General features: G+C 43.1%; 17 protein-coding genes. 13 read left to right on the top strand and 4 right to left on the bottom strand.

The genetic code is table 11. The annotated features are described in order from the left end of the window. The first annotated feature begins 173 nt into the window (after window positions 1–173). The 3 genes from FHS16_RS08050 (at window position 174) to FHS16_RS08040 (ending at window position 4,605) form a co-directional block, all read left to right on the top strand. Window positions 174–716, top strand: coding sequence for an ADP-heptose synthase (locus FHS16_RS08050; protein WP_183560743.1), 543 nt, complete (start codon window positions 174–176; stop codon window positions 714–716). A gap of 316 nt (window positions 717–1,032) precedes the next feature. Further along, a complete protein-coding gene (locus FHS16_RS08045; RefSeq protein ID WP_183560741.1) occupies window positions 1,033–2,778 on the top strand; it encodes an ABC transporter ATP-binding protein in 1,746 nt (581 codons plus the stop codon). Between the two features lie 15 nt (window positions 2,779–2,793). Then, a complete protein-coding gene (locus FHS16_RS08040; protein ID WP_183560739.1) occupies window positions 2,794–4,605 on the top strand; it encodes an ABC transporter ATP-binding protein in 1,812 nt (603 codons plus the stop codon). Window positions 4,606–4,630: 25 nt separating this feature from the next. Here FHS16_RS08040 and xerS read toward each other — a convergent pair whose 3' ends face one another. Together xerS and FHS16_RS08030 are read right to left on the bottom strand one after the other, a co-directional pair. Beyond that, window positions 4,631–5,725, bottom strand: coding sequence for a tyrosine recombinase XerS (gene xerS / locus FHS16_RS08035; protein WP_183560737.1), 1,095 nt, complete (start codon window positions 5,723–5,725; stop codon window positions 4,631–4,633). Between the two features lie 211 nt (window positions 5,726–5,936). Next, on the bottom strand, window positions 5,937–6,566 hold the full coding sequence (locus FHS16_RS08030) for an NAD(P)-dependent oxidoreductase (protein ID WP_183561360.1): 630 nt from the start codon (window positions 6,564–6,566) through the stop codon (window positions 5,937–5,939). A 317-nt stretch (window positions 6,567–6,883) separates the two neighbouring features. Here FHS16_RS08030 and FHS16_RS08025 point away from each other — a divergent pair, with 317 nt between their 5' ends. The 8 genes from FHS16_RS08025 (at window position 6,884) to FHS16_RS07990 (ending at window position 12,653) form a co-directional block, all read left to right on the top strand. Beyond that, window positions 6,884–7,540, top strand: a complete 657-nt coding sequence (locus FHS16_RS08025) for a cell wall hydrolase (RefSeq protein WP_183560735.1) — start codon at window positions 6,884–6,886, stop codon at window positions 7,538–7,540. A 167-nt stretch (window positions 7,541–7,707) separates the two neighbouring features. After that, window positions 7,708–8,427, top strand: a complete 720-nt coding sequence (locus FHS16_RS08020) for a DsbA family oxidoreductase (protein ID WP_183560733.1) — start codon at window positions 7,708–7,710, stop codon at window positions 8,425–8,427. Between the two features lie 22 nt (window positions 8,428–8,449). Then, entirely contained in the window at window positions 8,450–8,665 is a 216-nt protein-coding gene (locus FHS16_RS08015; protein WP_183560731.1) for a hypothetical protein, read from the top strand. A 3-nt stretch (window positions 8,666–8,668) separates the two neighbouring features. Continuing rightward, entirely contained in the window at window positions 8,669–9,082 is a 414-nt protein-coding gene (locus tag FHS16_RS08010) for a VOC family protein (RefSeq protein ID WP_183560729.1), read from the top strand. Window positions 9,083–9,190: 108 nt separating this feature from the next. Next, the gene (locus FHS16_RS08005) at window positions 9,191–10,276 is read left to right on the top strand and encodes a lactonase family protein (protein WP_183560727.1); all 1,086 of its coding nucleotides are present in this window, start codon (window positions 9,191–9,193) and stop codon (window positions 10,274–10,276) included. 46 nt (window positions 10,277–10,322) lie between these two features. Beyond that, window positions 10,323–10,538, top strand: coding sequence for a cold-inducible protein YdjO-related protein (locus FHS16_RS08000; protein WP_183560725.1), 216 nt, complete (start codon window positions 10,323–10,325; stop codon window positions 10,536–10,538). A gap of 145 nt (window positions 10,539–10,683) precedes the next feature. Continuing rightward, the gene (locus FHS16_RS07995; protein ID WP_183560722.1) at window positions 10,684–12,024 is read left to right on the top strand and encodes a sensor histidine kinase; all 1,341 of its coding nucleotides are present in this window, start codon (window positions 10,684–10,686) and stop codon (window positions 12,022–12,024) included. Next, window positions 12,021–12,653 (top strand): response regulator transcription factor, encoded by a 633-nt coding sequence (locus tag FHS16_RS07990; RefSeq protein WP_183560720.1) that lies wholly within the window; start codon window positions 12,021–12,023, stop codon window positions 12,651–12,653. The genes FHS16_RS07995 and FHS16_RS07990 overlap by 4 nt, the downstream gene beginning before the upstream one ends. A 464-nt stretch (window positions 12,654–13,117) precedes the next feature. Here the strand turns inward: FHS16_RS07990 and FHS16_RS07985 are convergent, their stop codons facing one another. Continuing rightward, window positions 13,118–14,530, bottom strand: coding sequence for a chymotrypsin family serine protease (locus tag FHS16_RS07985; RefSeq protein WP_183560718.1), 1,413 nt, complete (start codon window positions 14,528–14,530; stop codon window positions 13,118–13,120). 326 nt (window positions 14,531–14,856) lie between these two features. Between FHS16_RS07985 and FHS16_RS07980 the strand changes: the two genes are divergently transcribed. Next, window positions 14,857–15,333, top strand: a complete 477-nt coding sequence (locus FHS16_RS07980) for a hypothetical protein (RefSeq protein ID WP_183560716.1) — start codon at window positions 14,857–14,859, stop codon at window positions 15,331–15,333. A gap of 369 nt (window positions 15,334–15,702) precedes the next feature. On the opposite strand, the gene FHS16_RS07975 is transcribed toward FHS16_RS07980, so the two are convergent. Continuing rightward, on the bottom strand, window positions 15,703–16,275 hold the full coding sequence (locus FHS16_RS07975) for an RNA polymerase sigma factor (RefSeq protein ID WP_183560714.1): 573 nt from the start codon (window positions 16,273–16,275) through the stop codon (window positions 15,703–15,705). Window positions 16,276–17,387: 1,112 nt separating this feature from the next. Between FHS16_RS07975 and FHS16_RS07970 the strand changes: the two genes are divergently transcribed. Then, window positions 17,388–18,263 carry a radical SAM/SPASM domain-containing protein gene (locus tag FHS16_RS07970; RefSeq protein WP_183560712.1) on the top strand — a complete coding sequence of 292 codons (876 nt, stop codon included), beginning with the start codon at window positions 17,388–17,390 and terminating at the stop codon, window positions 18,261–18,263. Window positions 18,264–18,346 lie beyond the last annotated feature (83 nt).

Here is an 18,346-nt window from a genome sequence, read left to right as displayed (position 1 = left end):
TAATAGACTGCTTAACGATCATTTTACTTCTCCGCACACATATTGTGCAAATTTGGATGAATGGCTATCTTGTACAGGCATGCGAATATTGTATAATAATGTGGAAGCGTTCATAATAAGTAAGTTAATTACTATGATGATAGTATAATCGAATGAAGATAGGAGGAGATCACATGCGGAGACGTTTTGTAATAGAGGCAGTATTGTTGGCAACGTATGGGCATCTTCTAGTTCCAAGCCGTCCCATTGAATATGTCATTCCTTATTCTTCCATTGCTGAGCTGTACGAAATGAGAGATGGTGCCGAACCCGTTATGGATGATCCTGACGATGATGGGCATGTGAAAAATAAAATTAATGAGCTGATCGCTTTTTTTGAAGATTCACTCAACCGTAAAAAAATTGAAAAAGCGATGCAGGTCCCATGGAGGGAAAGCTCTCCGCTTCTGCTTAATGATTCGATTCAATTTACGGTCGTTCACGCCGTTGATAACGCGCATTATGGCGAGTTGTTTGATCCAATTGAAACAGAACTGCTGCTCACGAGCTTGAAGTTTAATGTTCCATTGCTTTCAGACCAGTTTGAGTTTCAGGATAAGTTAATCGAGGCGGAGGTACCTGTCCAGATTTACGATATTGAGGATTTTGAGTTTGCCGTTGAAGAAGGCATTTCCGCGAGCGATTTGGATTTGCCGATTGAGTCGGATCGATTTTAATTTTTTTTTTGCAAGACCTATTGCACAAATCAGGAATTCGATGTTAAGATTTGGATGGGTTAGGAAGTTATGATCAACACGGAAGCTAAAGGGGGGCTAGGGTATGTTTAACATTTGGACTGGAATGATTGACGCTAATGAGCAGAATAGCATCAAATTCCAAAGTGTCAAACAAACATGCCTACTGGCCAGCCTTCGTTCAATAGTGTGTTAGCGCAGCTTGTCTAATTGCCGCTTCACACTGTCATACGGAGATCTCAAGCCATTTTTGGCTTGAGATCTTTTTTTTGTTTCCAATTGAGGGAGGGTTAGTCTGATGAAAACGCTTTTAAGAATTATGATTTATGTCAGACCGAATGCCAAATGGGTATTTATTGCCATTGCAATCATGATTTTGGCCACATTTTTTGATTTGGCAGCACCTTGGATATTGGGACGCATTTTTGATGAAGGAATCGAAAAGAGCGACATGTCTGTCGTAATTGGTCTTACGCTCGCGCTAGCTGGTATCCAAGCTTTGAAGAGCTTAGGAATGTTCGTTCAAGGCTATTCGCAAGAGCTGGTAGGACAGAATGTCGTGTTCAAGCTCCGGAAGGAGCTATACGGTCATTTGCAGCGCCTGTCGTTTTCATACTTCGACCGTGCACAGACTGGCCAGCTCATGTCCAGGATGACCGGGGATATCGAAGCGGTAAAAAACTTTGTCGGCTTCGGAGCCATGAATTTGATTACAGGCATGCTTACATTTGTGGGAACGACCATCTTCATGATGACGATGCAGTGGAAAGTCACGCTTATCAGCTTGATTACAATTCCGTTTATCTTGTTTGTCTTATTCCGTTTCAATCACCGGGTTGGACCAGCTTGGTCTAAAATTCGGGAGCAAATGGGTCGTTTAACAACGACGCTTCAAGAAAACATTTCCGGTATCCGTGTAGTAAAAGCATTCGCTACAGAGTCTGTCGAGCAGCGGAAATTCGCTGAACGAAATGAGCAAAACTTTGAGACCAATATGGACCGCGCAAGCCTGGAAGCCAAAGCATTTCCATTAATGAACTTTTATGGCGGCCTTACTTTTGTGTTGATGATCTGGATCGGTGCTGTTTTTGTAGTGCGCGACGAAATGTCAATAGGGACGTTTATGGCGTTTCAATGGTACACATGGGGTATTATTTGGCCGCTTAATATGCTTGGCTGGCAAATCAATATTTTACAGCAGGCCATTAAGGCTGCTCCGCGCGTATTTGAGGTGCTTGATACGCCGGTCGATATCGAAAATCCCTCAAATGGAAATGATTCAACGCATATGTCAGGCCATGTCACTTTTGATCATGTCGTTTTTCATTTCGCAGATCAAGACAAGGAGATGGATAAGCCGATACTAGATCAGGTGTCGTTCAAGGTAAAGCAGGGTGAAGTCATTGGCGTTCTTGGGTCAACGGGTTCAGGAAAAAGCAGTTTAATTGGCCTGCTGTCTCGATACTATGACGTGACCAGCGGAAGCGTACAAATCGATGGGATAGACGTGAGGAAATATGAGCTGGACGGCTTGCGCAGGAGCATTGGCATCGTGCCGCAAGAAACCTTTCTCTTCTCAGCGACAATAAAGGAAAATATCGCTTACGGATATCCGGAAGCGACGCAGGAGCAGATCGAGAATGCCGCTCAAAAAGCGCAAATTCACAGCTTTATTCAGAGTATGCCAAATGGCTACGATACCCGCATCGGAGAACGCGGGGTAGGCTTATCCGGCGGTCAAAGACAGCGGGTTGCTCTTGCAAGGGCCATACTGATGAACCCGCCGATCCTAGTACTGGACGAAGCAACGGCAAGCGTAGACACAGCAACCGAGTCTGCCATCCATGAAGCTTTGCTCGGTGTTATGAAAGGACGTACAACGTTCATTATCGCGCAGCGGTTATCATCGATTCAGCATGCGGACCGTATTCTTGTTCTTGAGAACGGGAGATTAATCGAAGAGGGAACGCATAGAGAGCTAAATGAAGGAAGCGGGTTTTTCCGACAGCTGTTCGATAGACAGAACCAATTCGCGAAGCAATAGAAAAGAGGTGGGAGCATGAGCCAAACCGAGTGGGACCTTGATGAGGATCAGGAAGAGAAGCCGTTTAACGGTAAATACATGAAGCGCATGCTGCACTATTTGCTGCCTTATCGCAAACTAATGACACTTGTGGTTGTTGTTGTTTTTATCAATATGCTTTTAAGCTTGTCTGAACCGATCATTCTTGCTTATCTCATCGACAAAGGGATCGGCATGAAAGACTTCACCGTTATTCATATATTGGCAGGTGTTCTGTTTGGCGTGAAGCTAATCGGTTGGCTGCTAAGCTGGATGCATACGAGATGGATCAATTTCACGGGACAACGGATATTATTTGATCTGCGCCAGCAGCTGTTCAATCATTTGCAAACCTTGTCGTTTCGCTTTTTTGACGGCAGACCAGCCGGAAAGATCATGTCCAGAATTACGAACGATACGAATGCCATTGGTGAGTTGATTAACGGCGGGTTAATTACGATGGTCATGGAGTTCACTCATTTGCTTGGCATCGTCATTATTCTCGTTTGGATGGATTGGCAGCTTGCGCTGCTCTCCTTTATTATGATGCCACTGCTGTACCTGATCGTTTCGAAGCTGAGGCCCAAAATAGAAGGCTCATGGTCGCGTTCGCGCTCAACGATGTCAGCCATCAACGGGAATTTGAACGAGACGATACAAGGCATTCGCGTCATTCAGGCATTTTCTCGCCAACAGAAGAACAATGAAAAATTTAATGGCATTAATCTTCGTAATAAGCAAGCTTTTATGCGTGCCATTACATTGGAATCTACCGTATACCCCTTAGTTGAAATGATTGGCATGCTGGGAACATGCATCGTCGTTTGGTATGGTGCGATGCGGGTAATTGACGGGGCGATCACGCTTGGATTTATTATGGCGTTCATCAACTATTTATGGCGCTTCTGGGGACCGCTTAGCGCGTTGTCCAAAGTGTACAGCCAGCTTCTGTCCGCAATGGCTTCCGCGGAGCGGATTTTTGAAATATTGGATACGGAGCCAGAGGTGAAAAATGAAGTTAAGGCGCGTGAATTACCGCAAGTGCGAGGCGACGTATCATTCAAAAACGTATCATTCCGCTACGAGGAGAATAAACCAGACGTACTTAAAAACGTTTCATTTGAGGTAAAAGCAGGGCAGCGTGTTGCCCTCGTTGGTCCAACCGGTGCCGGGAAGAGCACCATCGTTAATTTATTGATGCGTTTTTATGATGCGAGCGAAGGCTCGGTGCTTATAGACGGTATGGATGTCAAGCAAGCAACACTTGAGTCGTTAAGGAAACAGATGGGAATTGTACTGCAGGATTCGTTCATATTCGCAGGTACCGTGGAAGACAATATGCGTTATGGAAACGAAGAGGCAAGCGATGAGGAGCTGCAGCGTGCTGGAGAAAGCGTCAGACTTGACCGAATCGTGAGCAAGCTGTCTGACGGCTATCAAACGGAGCTAGAAGAGCGCGGTTCCAAGCTTTCTGTTGGGCAAAGGCAATTGCTTGCTTTCGGCAGGGTATTGCTCTCCGATCCAAGAATACTCATTCTTGATGAAGCGACTTCAAGCGTAGATACGGAGACGGAGCAGCATATTCAAGAGGCTCTGCAGAAATTATTGGCAGGCAGAACTGCATTCGTTATTGCCCACCGTTTATCGACGATCAAGGATGCTGATCTTATTCTTGTTATTGAGAACGGGGAGGTTGCCGAGCAAGGCTCTCATTTGGAATTAATGAAGCTAGGCGGTTTGTATGCGAATTTGGTCCATACCCAGCTGTCCATGCAGGAATCAGTCATGCTGCAGACGAACATGAATTGAGGAAAGTGAAAGAGGAAGAACCGCATCACTGCGGCGCTTCCTCTTTTTTTGTTTGATCGATCGCTTTGGCCATCGTTTTATCCGTCAGATGGGCATAAATCTGCGTCGTTTCCGGTGAAGCATGACCAAGCTGTTCTTGGGTTTTATATATATCGTTGCGCAAATAGTAGTCGGTCGCGAAGCTGTGCCTAAGCTTATGTACAGATAAATAAGGTTTTCCGAATCGCTTCGCATATTTAATGACCATTTCTTGAATGGCGCGTTTCGTCATGCGGGAGCCTTCATTTTTACCGTTGGCAATGGCCAGAAACAGTGCCTTCTCGCGTTTTGGCGCCTTGTAGCGTACGTCTCGCAGCGTTAAATATGCTTGCAAATCCTCAACAGCCTCTTGCCGGAAGTACACTGGGGTCTTGAACGTATCGTCATTTTTACCTTTGCGATAAACGTAAGAGAGCTTTTTTTTCAAATCAATATCGTCCACGTTTAAATTGACAAGCTCTGAAACACGCAAGCCGGAATGAAGAATAAAGCTGATGATACAGGCGTCCCTTATCCTATTAAGCTCGTATGCATATAAAGCTTGTTTGTTTGTCGCCACATCCGTCCCGTAATGCTGTTTGATATAGGCCATGAATTCCGTGATTTCTTCCTCTTGCAGCAGCTTGCCCTCTAGCTTTGCGGCAGTATCCTTAGGTTTATGCGTCCGTTTTATCGTTACCTTGGCCATTACGTTCCGTTTGAGAAGCGGGTAAAATTCCTCGTCTTCTGCAATTTGGCTCAAATAATGAAATAAAGAACGAAGGGAGGACAGTTTACGGGATATTGTGGTTTTGCTGTTTCGTTCCGCTTTGTATGTGGAGAGGTACATGCGGAAGCCGTCTATACTGTCCATATGAAGCTTTTCCAGCTCCAACAATGTCACTTCCCGCATAAGCTGAGCTTGTGATAATCCTTCGGCCATTAACCAATTCAAGAAGGTTTCATAATCGCGAATGTACTCCACTAAGGAGGAAGGAGATAAATCGGGAAGCTTATAGCTGATAAACTTTTCTATATACCATGGCATTGCTGGGAGCTTCTTATCGAGCTCCAGGCGATCCTTTTGTTTCAGTATATTCATGCTTGTCCAGCCCCTATGATTAATGTCATAAAATATGTAGGTGATTAAAATAACATAAATATTATTATGTTAACAAAATTCGAAACCTCTAACCCTTTCATGATTATTGTACCAATTCTATCAAAAGGAAGACAGCCCATTCATGTACTACGAGCAAAAAACTGCCCTCTATCATGAAAGATGATTAGAGGGCAGTTTTAGAAAAGACAGTTTAAACATTGATGGCTGTAAATCGGCGGTTGAGAAATTGCGGATTTTCGATTTCATCGAGCAGAACAGCTGCATAATCTTCCATACTGATTTTGCTTTGATGCTGTTCATTCATTATGAAATGATCTTGTCCCAGTTGAACTTTGCCTGTTTTTTCGCCAGGTTCGAAGAGAGCCGCAGGACTTAAATAAGTCCATTTGAGTTCTTTTTCGCCGCGAAGCGCATCCAGTTGATCGCTTTGCGCTTTTGCCGTCGGGTAAAATAGTGGCGGGAATTTGGGCGTATCCAGTAGCCTGGTACCTTTCTCATCGACTAACAAGCTGCCTGCACCGCCGACATTATACAAGGTCGTATCGTTGCTTTGCTTAAGTATGCGAATCAAATGGTTGATCAATTCAACATGCTGATGCTCAAAACCTTGTCTGGCAGAGAAAGCATTTACAACTGCATCGAATGCGTTCAGTTCGGAACCAAGCTCAAATACATCCTTTACTAGCACGCTAATTCCATCGGCGTTTGAAATTTTAGTTGCATCTCTCACGATCGCAGTAACTTCATGACCACGATCTTTCGCTTCCGCAACAATTCGGCTTCCGGCACGCCCAGTTGCGCCAATAACAGCTATTTTCATCATAATAACTCCTTTTAGATTCATTTTTTAGTAGTGAATAACGATGTAATGGAGATAGTTGCGACTGCTTATAAAAAAATAGTGACGACCACTCGCTAGTGTAACAATTATAGTTACAACTCTGGTGAATTGTCAAGAATTCGATTCAGATTTTTGGATGATTGTAAATTAGTAAATGTATGTAATTCCGATATCGCGGTTACATTTCCATAGTAACTGTGCTAAACTCGAACGAGCCAGTCGACAGGTTGCCAAACTTATTCCAATTTGCGAAGGAACGTGCACGCGCAAATGAAAAGGGAGGTTCATTCCACACAATGAACATAAAATTTATCACATATAGTATGTCGCTTATTCTCGGGTTTATGATGGTGTTTAGCGCTCCACTAGAAGCAGCTTATGCCGCACAGTCGGCTACCTTGAAGATAGGAAGTTCCGGTCCTGATGTTCCGGATCTACAATATCGGTTAAAAACGATCGGATATTTCAATACAGACGTAACAACCTACTTCGGAACGACCACTCTGCAGTCGCTTAAACGGTTTCAGAAGGAATACGGATTAGCAGCCGATGGCGTTGCCGGGAAGCGAACTTGGGAAACGCTCAAAAAAGTGTCAGTAAACAAAACCGAGCTTGATTTGCTTGCAAGGATCATTTATGCGGAAGCACGAGGCGAATCCTACAAGGGACAGGTTGCTGTCGGTGCGGTCGTGATGAACCGATTAGGAAGCTCTAGTTTCCCGAATTCCATCAAGGAAGTCATTGAGCAGCCTCAGGCGTTTACGGCAGTAGATGACGGTCAATACAAGCTGACGCCTAACAAGCTTGCTTACCAGGCCGCACAGGAAGCTGTGAAGGGATATGATCCGACAAACGGCGCGCTGTATTATTTCAATCCCGAAACAGCTACGTCGGATTGGATTTGGTCGAGAAAGCAGACGACGAAGATCGGCCGCCATATTTTTGCCATATAGTTCAGGGTGGATTCTTATGCATAAGTCGCGCTTGCGGCTTGTCATGAGAATCTTTTTTATTTCCGGATTAAATCATGCACACTTGTTTTCAAAGTTGAAAACAATCATGTTACAATAGCAAAGATAGCATCACACTTTTTTTCAACTATTATCGGAGGTGTTTTTTAGTGAAAGTGGAAATTTGGTCGGATTATGTGTGTCCGTTCTGTTATATAGGAAAAAGAAAGTTTGAGCTTGCGCTTGAGAAATTTGCCCACAAAGATAAAATCGAAGTAGCATTCAAAAGCTTTGAGCTGGATCCAAGCGCGGATCCGAATTCGAATGTGAGCACATACAGCATGCTTGCCGCCAAATATGGGATGAGCGTGGAAAAGGCGAAAGAAACGACGCGTAATGTTGCGGAACAGGCAGCAGCAGTCGGGTTGAGCTTTCATTTCGATCTAGCAGTGTCAACCAATACATTTGATGCGCATCGCCTCGTGAAATACGCGGCACAGCAGGGTAAGGACATAGAATTGTCGGAACGTTTATTCAAAGCTTATTTCACAGAAGGCGAGAATATCGGCAATCACGAACGGTTGGCTAGCCTGGCAGCAGATGCTGGACTCGATGCGAGCGAGGTGCTGGCTATGCTTCAAACGGATCAATATTCCGCTAAGGTTAGGGAAGAAGAGACGGAAGGAAGCCAACTAGGGATAAAGGGAGTTCCATTCTATGTCATTGATCGAAAGTATGCCGTGTCAGGTGCCCAATCGCCTGCAGTGTTCTTAGATACGCTCAATAAAGCATGGGAAGAAAAGCATCCTGCATTCATCCAAGTGGAAGAATCCGATCCTGATGTATTATGTACGGATGGTTATTGCGCGCCAGACTCATCCAAATCTTAACTTCGAATGATTGGAGCTCGACATGAAGGATATGAGCCAGGGAGAGACGCAATGTCAGATTAAAAGATCCGGCAAAATAATCGAACTTGATCATCTAACGGCAACTATTTCGATTAATGGGAAAGCAATCAAGGTTCCAGCATCCAAGATCGCTGCAGAGGTTGAGAATGGCGATCTAGTCTGTTGGGCCGGAAGTATGTGGACCATAGAATCTAATACTCAATCAGAGGAGCAATGAACAATGGGCATGAACACTAAAATTGGCGGGGGCGGGTTTCACCATATTGCGATTCGCGTGTATGATTTCGATAAGACGGTTGCATTCTATACGGAAGTTCTAGGCTTTGCGGAAAAGGTTCGTTGGGGCGAAGGCGATGGGCGTGCGATTATGCTCGATACAGGCGACGGCAACTATTTGGAAGTATTCGCAGGCGGCAAGGAAGGGCAAAAAGAGGAAGGCGCATTTCTGCACCTTGCACTTCGCTCTAACAATGTAACCGAAGCAATCGAGCACGCAAGAGCGGCTGGGATGGAAATTACGGTTGAGCCGAAGGACGCTGTGCTAGGCGGCATACCTGTGCGAATCGCCTTTTTCAAGGGACCAGATGGAGAGATTATCGAGCTTTTTGAGAGCACTGGCGAGGATCAGCTTTAAGAAATAATCCATTTGTCGGATGGGCAATCAAGACTTATAATAGATTACGGTATGAATATGTATCGTTGATTAAGCAATGAATTGCAATTGTTAAGGAGGGAAATCATTTTGTCATCTACATCACAACGATTGCTAGTATTCGCCGGTTCTTATGCAGAGGCAGAAGATAACGGCGTCTATGTGTATGCATTCGATGAGGAATCGGGCACATTACATTTAACGGACTCAGTAGCAGGACTCAAAAATCCGACATTTCTAAATGTGGATGCGGGGCGCAACCTGTTGTACGCGATCGCCGAAACGGTTAACGATGCCGGGCAAAAGGTAGGGGAGGCAGCTTCGTATGCTATCGACCCTGCAAAAGGTGCAATTAAGCAGTTGAATCGTGAAATCACAGTAGATTCCACAACCTGTCACATCCAACGCGATGCGGAAAGCCGCTTCTTGACCGTCACCAGCTATCACGGCGGAATGATAGGACTCTTCAGCATTCAGGATGATGGCATGATCGGACAAAAACTCGATGTTAAGCAGCATGAAGGACACAGCCTGCATCCAGAGCGTCAGGATCGTCCGCATCCGCATTCCTCCTTTTATAGTCCAGATGGTCAGTTTTTACTCGTTTCCGATTTGGGCCTTGACCGCATTGTCACGTATAAGCTGGACGCAGCCGATCAGAAGCTGGTCTACCAAAGCGAGGTGGCATTGCATCCCGGCGCAGGTCCCCGTCATTTGACGTTCCACCCGAACGGAAAATTTGTCTTTGTCATTAATGAAGTGGATTCAACCGTTACTTCTTTTACATATGATAATGAGACAGGCCAATTACATGTTTTGGAAACTGTAAGTACGCTGCCAATTGGCTTTGACGGCGAAAACTCTTGTGCAGAAATAACGATATCTGCTGATGGCAGCTATCTGTATGGCTCTAATCGCGGGCATGACAGCATCGTGGTATTTGCGGTTAGTGCGTCAGGTCAGCTTTCGCTCGTCCAGCACATTTCGGTAGAAGGCGGTCATCCGCGCCATTTTGCTTTAACGCCAAACGGACGTTATTTGCTTGCGGCTAACCGAGATTCAGACAATATCGTGACGTTCCGGGTGGATTCAACCAGCGGTGAGCTGACTTTTACCGGAAATCGTATAGAGGTATCCAAGCCAGTTTGTGTCGTTCCTGTTTATTTAACGATATAAATAATTAATGCTATAAGTAAAGAGATGAAAAGGGGAATACCTAAGCGTGGCTACAACCGAAGACGAAAAACCGAAATTAAAAGCGACGAAAATATTTAAATGCAAAAATCCAGACTGCAAAGCATGGGTTAGAGATGAATTTGCAGCATCTGAGCAAGCATGCCCCATTTGCAAAGGACCGATGCTTAGAAGCATGCGTCATCTGCCAGCTGTTCAAAACAAGCCAAAACCGCAGCCGCGCAAACCTAAATCAGATTATTAAAGAAATGTTTTTCATAAATCTCAATCCAGCGTTTCTCAACGCGGGTTGAGATTTTTTTTTGTTTTATCAATGGACAGTGTGAGCGTATGTGTCTTTCCTTATGTTAGGATAGACATAGCAAATAATGATAGGAAGGTATGGATACATGCTCTTTTATTTCATCGCACTATTTACCGCAGGCGCAATTGTATTTGCCAACCGGCCGAGAAGCGAGTCGAATCGATGGGCCTCTTATTTCTTGCTTGCTGCTTCAATTGGAGGAATTGCTGCACGATTGAATGAAAGTGGTTTTTCCCAAATCGCGTATGGACTGCAATTTTTAAATTATACGGTTACGCCATATTGCGTTCTTATTTTCAGTCTTGTTTATGCGAATAAAATACAATTGCTCGGTATAAAAGGCATGCCTAAGCTTTACGCTGCACTACCCATTCTTTTGATGCTCGTTTTTACAGTACTTTCAAACAACCAACAATGGTTCTTTAACCTGCTTTTGTTTTGGAGTGCTCCGTATTATCTCGTTTCCTGTTACATATTGGTCATTTCGTTCTGGAAAGAACGTGATTCGCGATTAAGACGGAACCGATTTATTACGGCAGTTATCATTGTACCGACACTTCTAGCCGTATTATTTTTTATCTACGTTGCCAAAGTGATATCGCCTGATTTCGAATTTTTCAATTACATTTCGGTGTTTATGATTTATTCACTTGTTGTGGCGTTGCTTTGTACGTTTATGTACGGCGTGCTCGGCGTGAGGCTTCGAATTGAACATGATCCGATGGAGGGCAAGATGCGAGCGGTAAACTCTGGCACATCGATGCTCAATCATACGATTAAAAACGAAATCGGCAAAATCGCAATTAGCTCCGAAAATTTGCAAAGCTCGCTGCCTGATTCGAACGAACAGGCAAAGCAGGATATTAAGATTATTATGAACGCATCGAATCATATGCTGGCTATGATGGAAAGAATTCATAGCCAAATCAAGGATATTGTATTGAAAGAGGAGTCTGTTTCATTGGCCTATTTAGTTGAAAATACGCTCAAGCAGCATGAAGCATTGCTGCTGAAGCAAAACATTATTTTGCATGCTGAATATACACTAAAACCGGTGATCCTTTGCGATCCTACTCACATAAGCGAGGCAATCGGCAATCTGCTATTGAATGCAGCCGAAGCCATGCAGGCGGGCGGCAACATTGCCGTGAAATTGTCAAACCATAAGTATGGCATCGAGCTCTCCGTACATGATAACGGAATAGGCATCTCCGAGGAGCTGCTTGGCCAAGTATTTGATCCGTTTTTCAGCAGCGGCAAAAGCAGCAGGAATTTCGGGCTTGGTCTCTCCTATGTATATAATGTGATCAACAAAAGCGGTGCTAAGATTACAATGACAAGCAAAGCTGGAGAAGGAACAACGGCTGCTATTATTTGGCCAAGGCGGAAAGTTATTGCGTTTTCTAAAGGAGGATCATCCGAGTGAGTCCGATAAAGGTTTTTATTGTTGAGGATGACGAGGATTGGATAAAAGCGTTGTCTTCCTTCTTAAACCGTGAAGCTGACCTGCTTATAGTTGGTACGGCAACAAATTCAACAGATGCGCTTCAAATAGCCAAGTCCATACACATAGATGTTGTACTCATGGATATCCAACTTGAAGAAAGCGAATATGATGGCATTCAAACCGCGATATTAATGCATGAGCATACGCAGGCAAAGCTAATCATGTTAACTTCCGTAAATGACGAGCGGTCAATGACACAAGCATTTACGGCTGGTGCTGTGCATTATTTGGAGAAAACCCGTTACCGGGAATTGCCTCAAGCGATACGAGGCGCGATACATCATCCTGCACCAATGGAAGCGTTGCTCAAAGAGCTGGCTCGTCTGAAGCGCGAGGAGCAGCTGCAGCTGCTCACACCTGCTGAACGTGAAGTATTCGAGCTTATAGAAGCTGGCTACACACAGTCGCAAATTGAAAAGAGGCTTTACAAGGCAGAGAGCACACTCAAAAACCAAGTAAATAAAATGCTGAAAAAATTCGGCGTCCGCAGCAGCAAGGAAGCTGTTGAGAAGGTTAGACGAAGAGGGCTCTTCCAAAAAGATGAGTAGGGAGTTCGAAAACACAATTCCATGCAGGGTATACTAGGAACTCCGTTACTATTTGAAGATGGAAGGTTCAATTGAAACAATATTCCAAATGATAGGAACGTTTCTTCTTAGATGTAACAATCCTAAATGGAGCTCGGATATATTGCACAAATAATCAATAAACCGCCACAGCTGTGAACTGCACCTCCAAAAGTTAGATGGTGTCTAACTTTTGGGGTGCAGTTCACTTATGCCCTGGCGGTTTTTCTTACTTTATGCAAATGGAGGTTTCTTATTGATTAGTTTGCCACTATAGACTCATTCCTTGTCTGCACTTTCGGCGGATGGACTGGTGAATACATAACCAATGAATGCTAATGCTAAAATCATGTTTATTTCCGTTACTCGTTCGAGGCGTCTACTACGCTCGTACTAGCCGAGCTATTGGTTAAAGTTATATTTGCTATTATGAAAGGATAGCTAAATCAAGGGGCAACAAGATAAATTCCGGAGAGGCTCAAATCGTTAAACGATGTCCAGATTGGCTCATATACTTTATAGGTACCTGCTTCAATTCCACTTTCTGTGTCAGGTAGCGTAACTACACCAGTATGAATTCCGGCGATATCGAATGTCCAACCTTCAAGATCATTGTTATAGGCATAATCCGTTAATATCGGACCACCGCTGTCACCGCCCATTGAGGTATAGCCGGTAGCCATAACCTCATTGTTTTTGTAGCCGTATCCATCTCCTCCCCACCAAATATCAACATTGGCATACTCGATTGTACCAGAAGTTGTTGTGCCGCTATTTGCACCTCTTAAATAAATGGTATCGCCTACCGTATCGCTCGTATAGACTCCCGTAACCATTGCCATATTGGAAGAGGAGGGATACGGCACTCGTGGTCGTCCTATATAATTAGAATTCAAAGTAATATAACCGGAATCGGAAACTGCAGATGAACCATCGCCAGGAGAAGTGGTTCGAAATGAGTAATTACCAATCGTATTCGTTACCCAAGTGGGCTGATACCATGCAGATACCGTTCCAACAGTTTGACAATGACCGGATGTAACCAAAACGTCTTGGTCAGATGAATTTATACCATAATATCCTCCAGTACATATTGAATAGATTGATGTTGTCGGATCGCCTGGTTTCGGACGGATATTGCCGCTGATTTTAGACCCCATCGGAATGAGGGCACCCCAATTAGTATTATCAGTTTCTACTTTAAGCGCCGAGGCGGGGAGCGTTGTAAATTCAAGCATATCTGGCTTGGTAAGCAAGGATGAAACGGCTAGTTTCTCCTTTATATCCGATTTTTCGTCTAAAGCAATAATCAGCTTGTTATTTTTAATATCCGGGATGAGCGCAAGTACTGTTCCAGGTTTAACACTTTTTTTAATTTTCTCTTTTGCATCTACAATATTCAACCATGAGAATTTGCTCACATTGAATTCGACTTTATCTTTATTTTTTATTGCTTCTCTCACAAGCTTTTTCAGGGGTTCCGAATCTTCAGTAATTAGAACGGTTACTGTTCCTGTATCGGCGTCGTAATAGTGGCCTGCAAATCGAGAAGGTGCTTCTTCAATCATTTTTTTAATGGTAGGGATGTCTTGTTTCACCCGTTGTTTATTAGCATAATCATCAAGAAGTGCACTGTTTTTCAGTTCTCCATGAAGTGTAGTAAGGTCTACATGATACGGAAAAGGAATTTCGTTCACTTCATTTTTTTGAGTCGCAGCTGCGATTTCCGAAATGGTTCCTTTAAAAGCCTTCATCTCACGAGCATACGTACCCTCTGCACTAACAGAGTAAGTACTGATGGAGCTGGAAATTAATGAGCCGGCCAAGATAACTGCAAGAATAATTTTTCTTTTGATCAATCGTTTATCATCCCTTCACGGTAATTCTATTTACTAAATTGTAGCGTTTGGGAAAAATTCACAAAAAAAGCAGACGACAGTATGACCATGTCAGTTCCTTTCCGGTCTTTATTTTGCTTTATTTTTGAATTACTCGGTCGTAGCCGATGAAGGTCAAGTTGTTGAGTCTCCTTTCTAAAGGTGCTACTAATAGATATGACGATGCTTCATCACAAAATCTTACGATATCACTAAAATAAAGTTAATAAATTACTTTTCAGTCTCTATGAACCTGACTGAAACAAAAGCATGGCTATTATCGTCTGATTGGTTGGAGGTGTTTATTTTTGAAAAAGTTGGTAATAATTCTATTTTTTTCATTGCTTAGCTGTCATTCTATAGAACCCGAATCTATAGCAAAGACAATCCTTAACTCGACTATCACGTCAAGTGCTGAAAAAGATCTTTTTTCCGTTCATATTTCTGTTCAAGAGCATGTTAAGACAAATGAGGCTTTTACGATTAAGGTTGAATTTAAAAATGAGGCTGAGCGAATAATCGAGATTATGAGCGGGGAGCCATTGTTTTACTTTGTCATATGGGACAGTACCGGGAAGGCAATTAACACGATTGCAAGAACGGATGTCGGGGTTGTACGTCCACTGTCAGTGGATGAGGTTATAACTGAGAAGCATCTATATGAGTTTAAAAAGAGAGGTATATATGAAGTTTCGGCAATTGCGGAGTTTACACTTCAGTTCGGAGACGACAGTAAGTTCTATAAATTGGAAACGGTTCGGAAGCAGATCAAGGTTAATGAATAATTAGACTACCTGCTTGTTTGTTACAGTTGAACGATGGATTAGTCGGCAGCACGGCATTATCCGGGTTTTGCTCAGTGATAGGTAAAAGTTCGCTTCGAACTGGTTTGATCCGGATCGAGCGGCGACAATAATAAGCGCCTCGGTATGATGGGAGAATTCAATGTTCATAGCCCTATAAATCCCATCATCCTGAAGGTCGCTATATTAAAGTATTAATTTCAGGACAAACAAAAACAATTCATAGAAAAAATTACTGCTCAGTAATTAGGCATCGGGATCGATTTGAGTTTAGATTGACCCGTTAAGGAATGGGAGTCAAAACTTCCAAGGGCAGTGACTAACGTCTATTGTATGACACTCTCATACTCATTATAATAATTCATTTACATTCGTCCATTTTCTAAGAAAATGAACAAGCAGTTTTTTTCGTGCCCTTACCAGCCGCTGAGAGAGAACGTTCTCAATAATATGCAGTTCTTTACAAATTTCCCGGTAGGATTTTCGTTCCATATAAAACATAATCAGAACGGTTCGATATTCTGGTTTTAGTTCGTTAATGGCCTGACGAAGCAGTTCGTTTCTCTCTTTGGTTTCAATTTCACTTGCAACACTGATCTCATGTACAGAAGCTTCATTTATATTAACTGAGGAAGTGCTTAATATCTTACGGTCTTTTTTTAATTTTCGTAAATAATCAATGGTGGTATTCCGCGCCACGGCTTTCGTCCAGCCTGGCAAATGCGTATCAGGACCTAGTCCGGGACCTTTGGCAGATGCTTTGATAAAGGCATCTTGAATGATGTCTTCGGTCAACGTACGGTCATGTGTCAAAAAAAGGGTATCGTGATAAACGAACTGATAGAAGGAACGATAAACCCATTTCTGTGTATCTATGTCCAAGTCTCCAATTGGATTTCGCAGCAAACTAAACCATTGTTCCATATAACTCCCCCAAAGAATTTTTGTGAAGAGAGGGGCTATTAATGACAGTTGAATTTCTTGGATTCTCTCCCCCGTGTACGATTCGTTACCTGGAAAATAGCAGAACACGACCTTCTAATTATACAACACTTTTAGTAATTTTTGGTATATATTTACACCTACTCAAAGACTCTAATATTGTAGTCGCGGACTACGTTAAATCGGTATGACAACATGTTTGAGATATGTAACGCACAAAAACACTACGGCCGAAGCAGAAGCGATTACTAATCGCCTCTTACAGGTAAATAAATCCTTAAGGAGGTTGCTGATTTAGATCATTATGTTATTCCGGCAAGTGATTACATCACTAATCTCTCAATTGAAACAGTAACACTTTCGAAATCATTTGAATTGGTTACATGGGCTGCACAATTTTTCAGATCAATTATCGCGTCTCCATTGCGATGTGAAAACCGTAAATTTGAAATAGAACTAATTCTTTAAAGTAATCCCCTAATACCAGTGCAATTTCTGATTTTAATGCGATATGATTAAGCACTAATAGCACTTCCTCAAATCATTAACCTCGTATGTTCCGTTGTAAAGAGAATTCCCAAACACATTTTCGGTTTTACTGACAAACGAAGATACACGCAAGACTAAAAAGAAAGAACTGCTTTCTTCGAAACGAGGACGATCAATGTACTGGATTAATCAAATGCGTTCAATGGTTGCTAGATGCAGAGAATAACAAAACCCACTCCAATGGAGCCTCTGCTACCTGTTCATTGCAGTACCGCAATCACTGAGAAACCGAATTTATGAAGAGGTGGCTCGCAATCAATTCCATTCCTTTAGAAGAACGGATACATGTCTCACATCGATTACAAGGAGAACAATGGAATGTTATAAGGGTTCGTTTCAAGCCGAATTTATTAAGCTAAAACCGAATGCGGTACCCGTGGGGATAAAGCCAATACGTGAGGAAAGAAGGGAATAGATGGCGGAAGCCGTTTATTCCTTTTGTCACTTGCTTGCATGGCGTTGTATAATAGCGGTAGACTAGATAAGAAGATTCAGGCTGACAAGACTCAGGCTGCTGAGTCCGAAGGAAACGGAGTATAAACCCCATGAAAAAGTTTAAGAAATTTTACATCGAGACAACAAGCATATGCAACCTATCATGCAGCTTTTGTCCGCCAACTTTGCGCGCAAAGGGCTTTATAAAAGTAGAAGATTTCAGAAAGACGCTAGAGCAGATTAAGCCTCATACCGACTACATTTATTTCCACGTAAAGGGTGAACCGATGCTGCATCCCAAGATGGATGAGCTGCTCGATATTAGCCATGAGATGGGTTTCAAAGTTAACATAACGTCCAATGGTACGCTGATTACTAAAAACAAAGAAAAGCTGCTCAATAAACCGGCTTTACGGCAAATTAATTTCTCGCTGCATAGTTTTGATGGGCATGCCGGTTCTACCAACAAGGAAGGCTATCTTGCTGAGATTTTATCATTCGTGAAGGAAGCGGTCGCATCCAGCAATATTATAATATCTTTCCGGCTATGGAACTTGGAAATGGACAATGAAACGAACCAGCAGAAAAATAAAAATCGCGAGCTGCTTGGGATGATCGAGAAGGCATTCAATCTAGACTATAATATCGAAGAAAAATTTATCCCCGGTTCTGGCGTCAAAATAGCGGAACGCATCTACTTAAATCAAGATCCTGAATTCAAATGGCCAGATTTGAAAGAGCCGGAGTATAACGGGAAGGGATTCTGCCACGCGCTTCGCAATCAAGCAGGAATTCTTATTGACGGCACGGTTATCCCTTGCTGCTTGGACGGGGAAGGCGTCATTAATCTTGGTAACATTCATGAGACTCATTTCTCGGACATTATCGAAAATGAACGTTCGACTAAGCTTTATGAAGGATTCTCAAGACGGGAAGCAGTGGAAGAGCTTTGCCGGAAATGCGGCTACCGTCAACGATTTGGGTGATCATGCGCCAATACGATCACAATAAGCTTTCGGCTCCTGCGAAGGCTTATTTGCATCGTTTCCAAGCAAGTTCGAAATCTCTA

Source organism: Paenibacillus endophyticus (assembly GCF_014192395.1).
Lineage (GTDB): Bacteria > Bacillota > Bacilli > Paenibacillales > Paenibacillaceae > Pristimantibacillus > Pristimantibacillus endophyticus.
This window is presented reverse-complemented; position numbering and strand designations above follow the sequence as displayed.

Excerpts from the sequence above, each read along its gene's own strand:
- FHS16_RS08050 (WP_183560743.1), top strand. The coding sequence starts at position 174 with ATGCGGAGACGTTTTGTAATAGAGGCAGTATTGTTGGCAACGTATGGG.
- FHS16_RS08045 (WP_183560741.1), top strand. The coding sequence starts at position 1,033 with ATGAAAACGCTTTTAAGAATTATGATTTATGTCAGACCGAATGCCAAA.
- FHS16_RS08040 (WP_183560739.1), top strand. The coding sequence starts at position 2,794 with ATGAGCCAAACCGAGTGGGACCTTGATGAGGATCAGGAAGAGAAGCCG.
- xerS (WP_183560737.1), bottom strand. The coding sequence starts at position 5,725 with ATGAATATACTGAAACAAAAGGATCGCCTGGAGCTCGATAAGAAGCTC.
- FHS16_RS08030 (WP_183561360.1), bottom strand. The coding sequence starts at position 6,566 with ATGAAAATAGCTGTTATTGGCGCAACTGGGCGTGCCGGAAGCCGAATT.
- FHS16_RS08025 (WP_183560735.1), top strand. The coding sequence starts at position 6,884 with ATGAACATAAAATTTATCACATATAGTATGTCGCTTATTCTCGGGTTT.
- FHS16_RS08015 (WP_183560731.1), top strand. The coding sequence starts at position 8,450 with ATGAAGGATATGAGCCAGGGAGAGACGCAATGTCAGATTAAAAGATCC.
- FHS16_RS08010 (WP_183560729.1), top strand. The coding sequence starts at position 8,669 with ATGGGCATGAACACTAAAATTGGCGGGGGCGGGTTTCACCATATTGCG.
- FHS16_RS07995 (WP_183560722.1), top strand. The coding sequence starts at position 10,684 with ATGCTCTTTTATTTCATCGCACTATTTACCGCAGGCGCAATTGTATTT.
- FHS16_RS07975 (WP_183560714.1), bottom strand. The coding sequence starts at position 16,275 with ATGGAACAATGGTTTAGTTTGCTGCGAAATCCAATTGGAGACTTGGAC.
- FHS16_RS07970 (WP_183560712.1), top strand. The coding sequence starts at position 17,388 with ATGAAAAAGTTTAAGAAATTTTACATCGAGACAACAAGCATATGCAAC.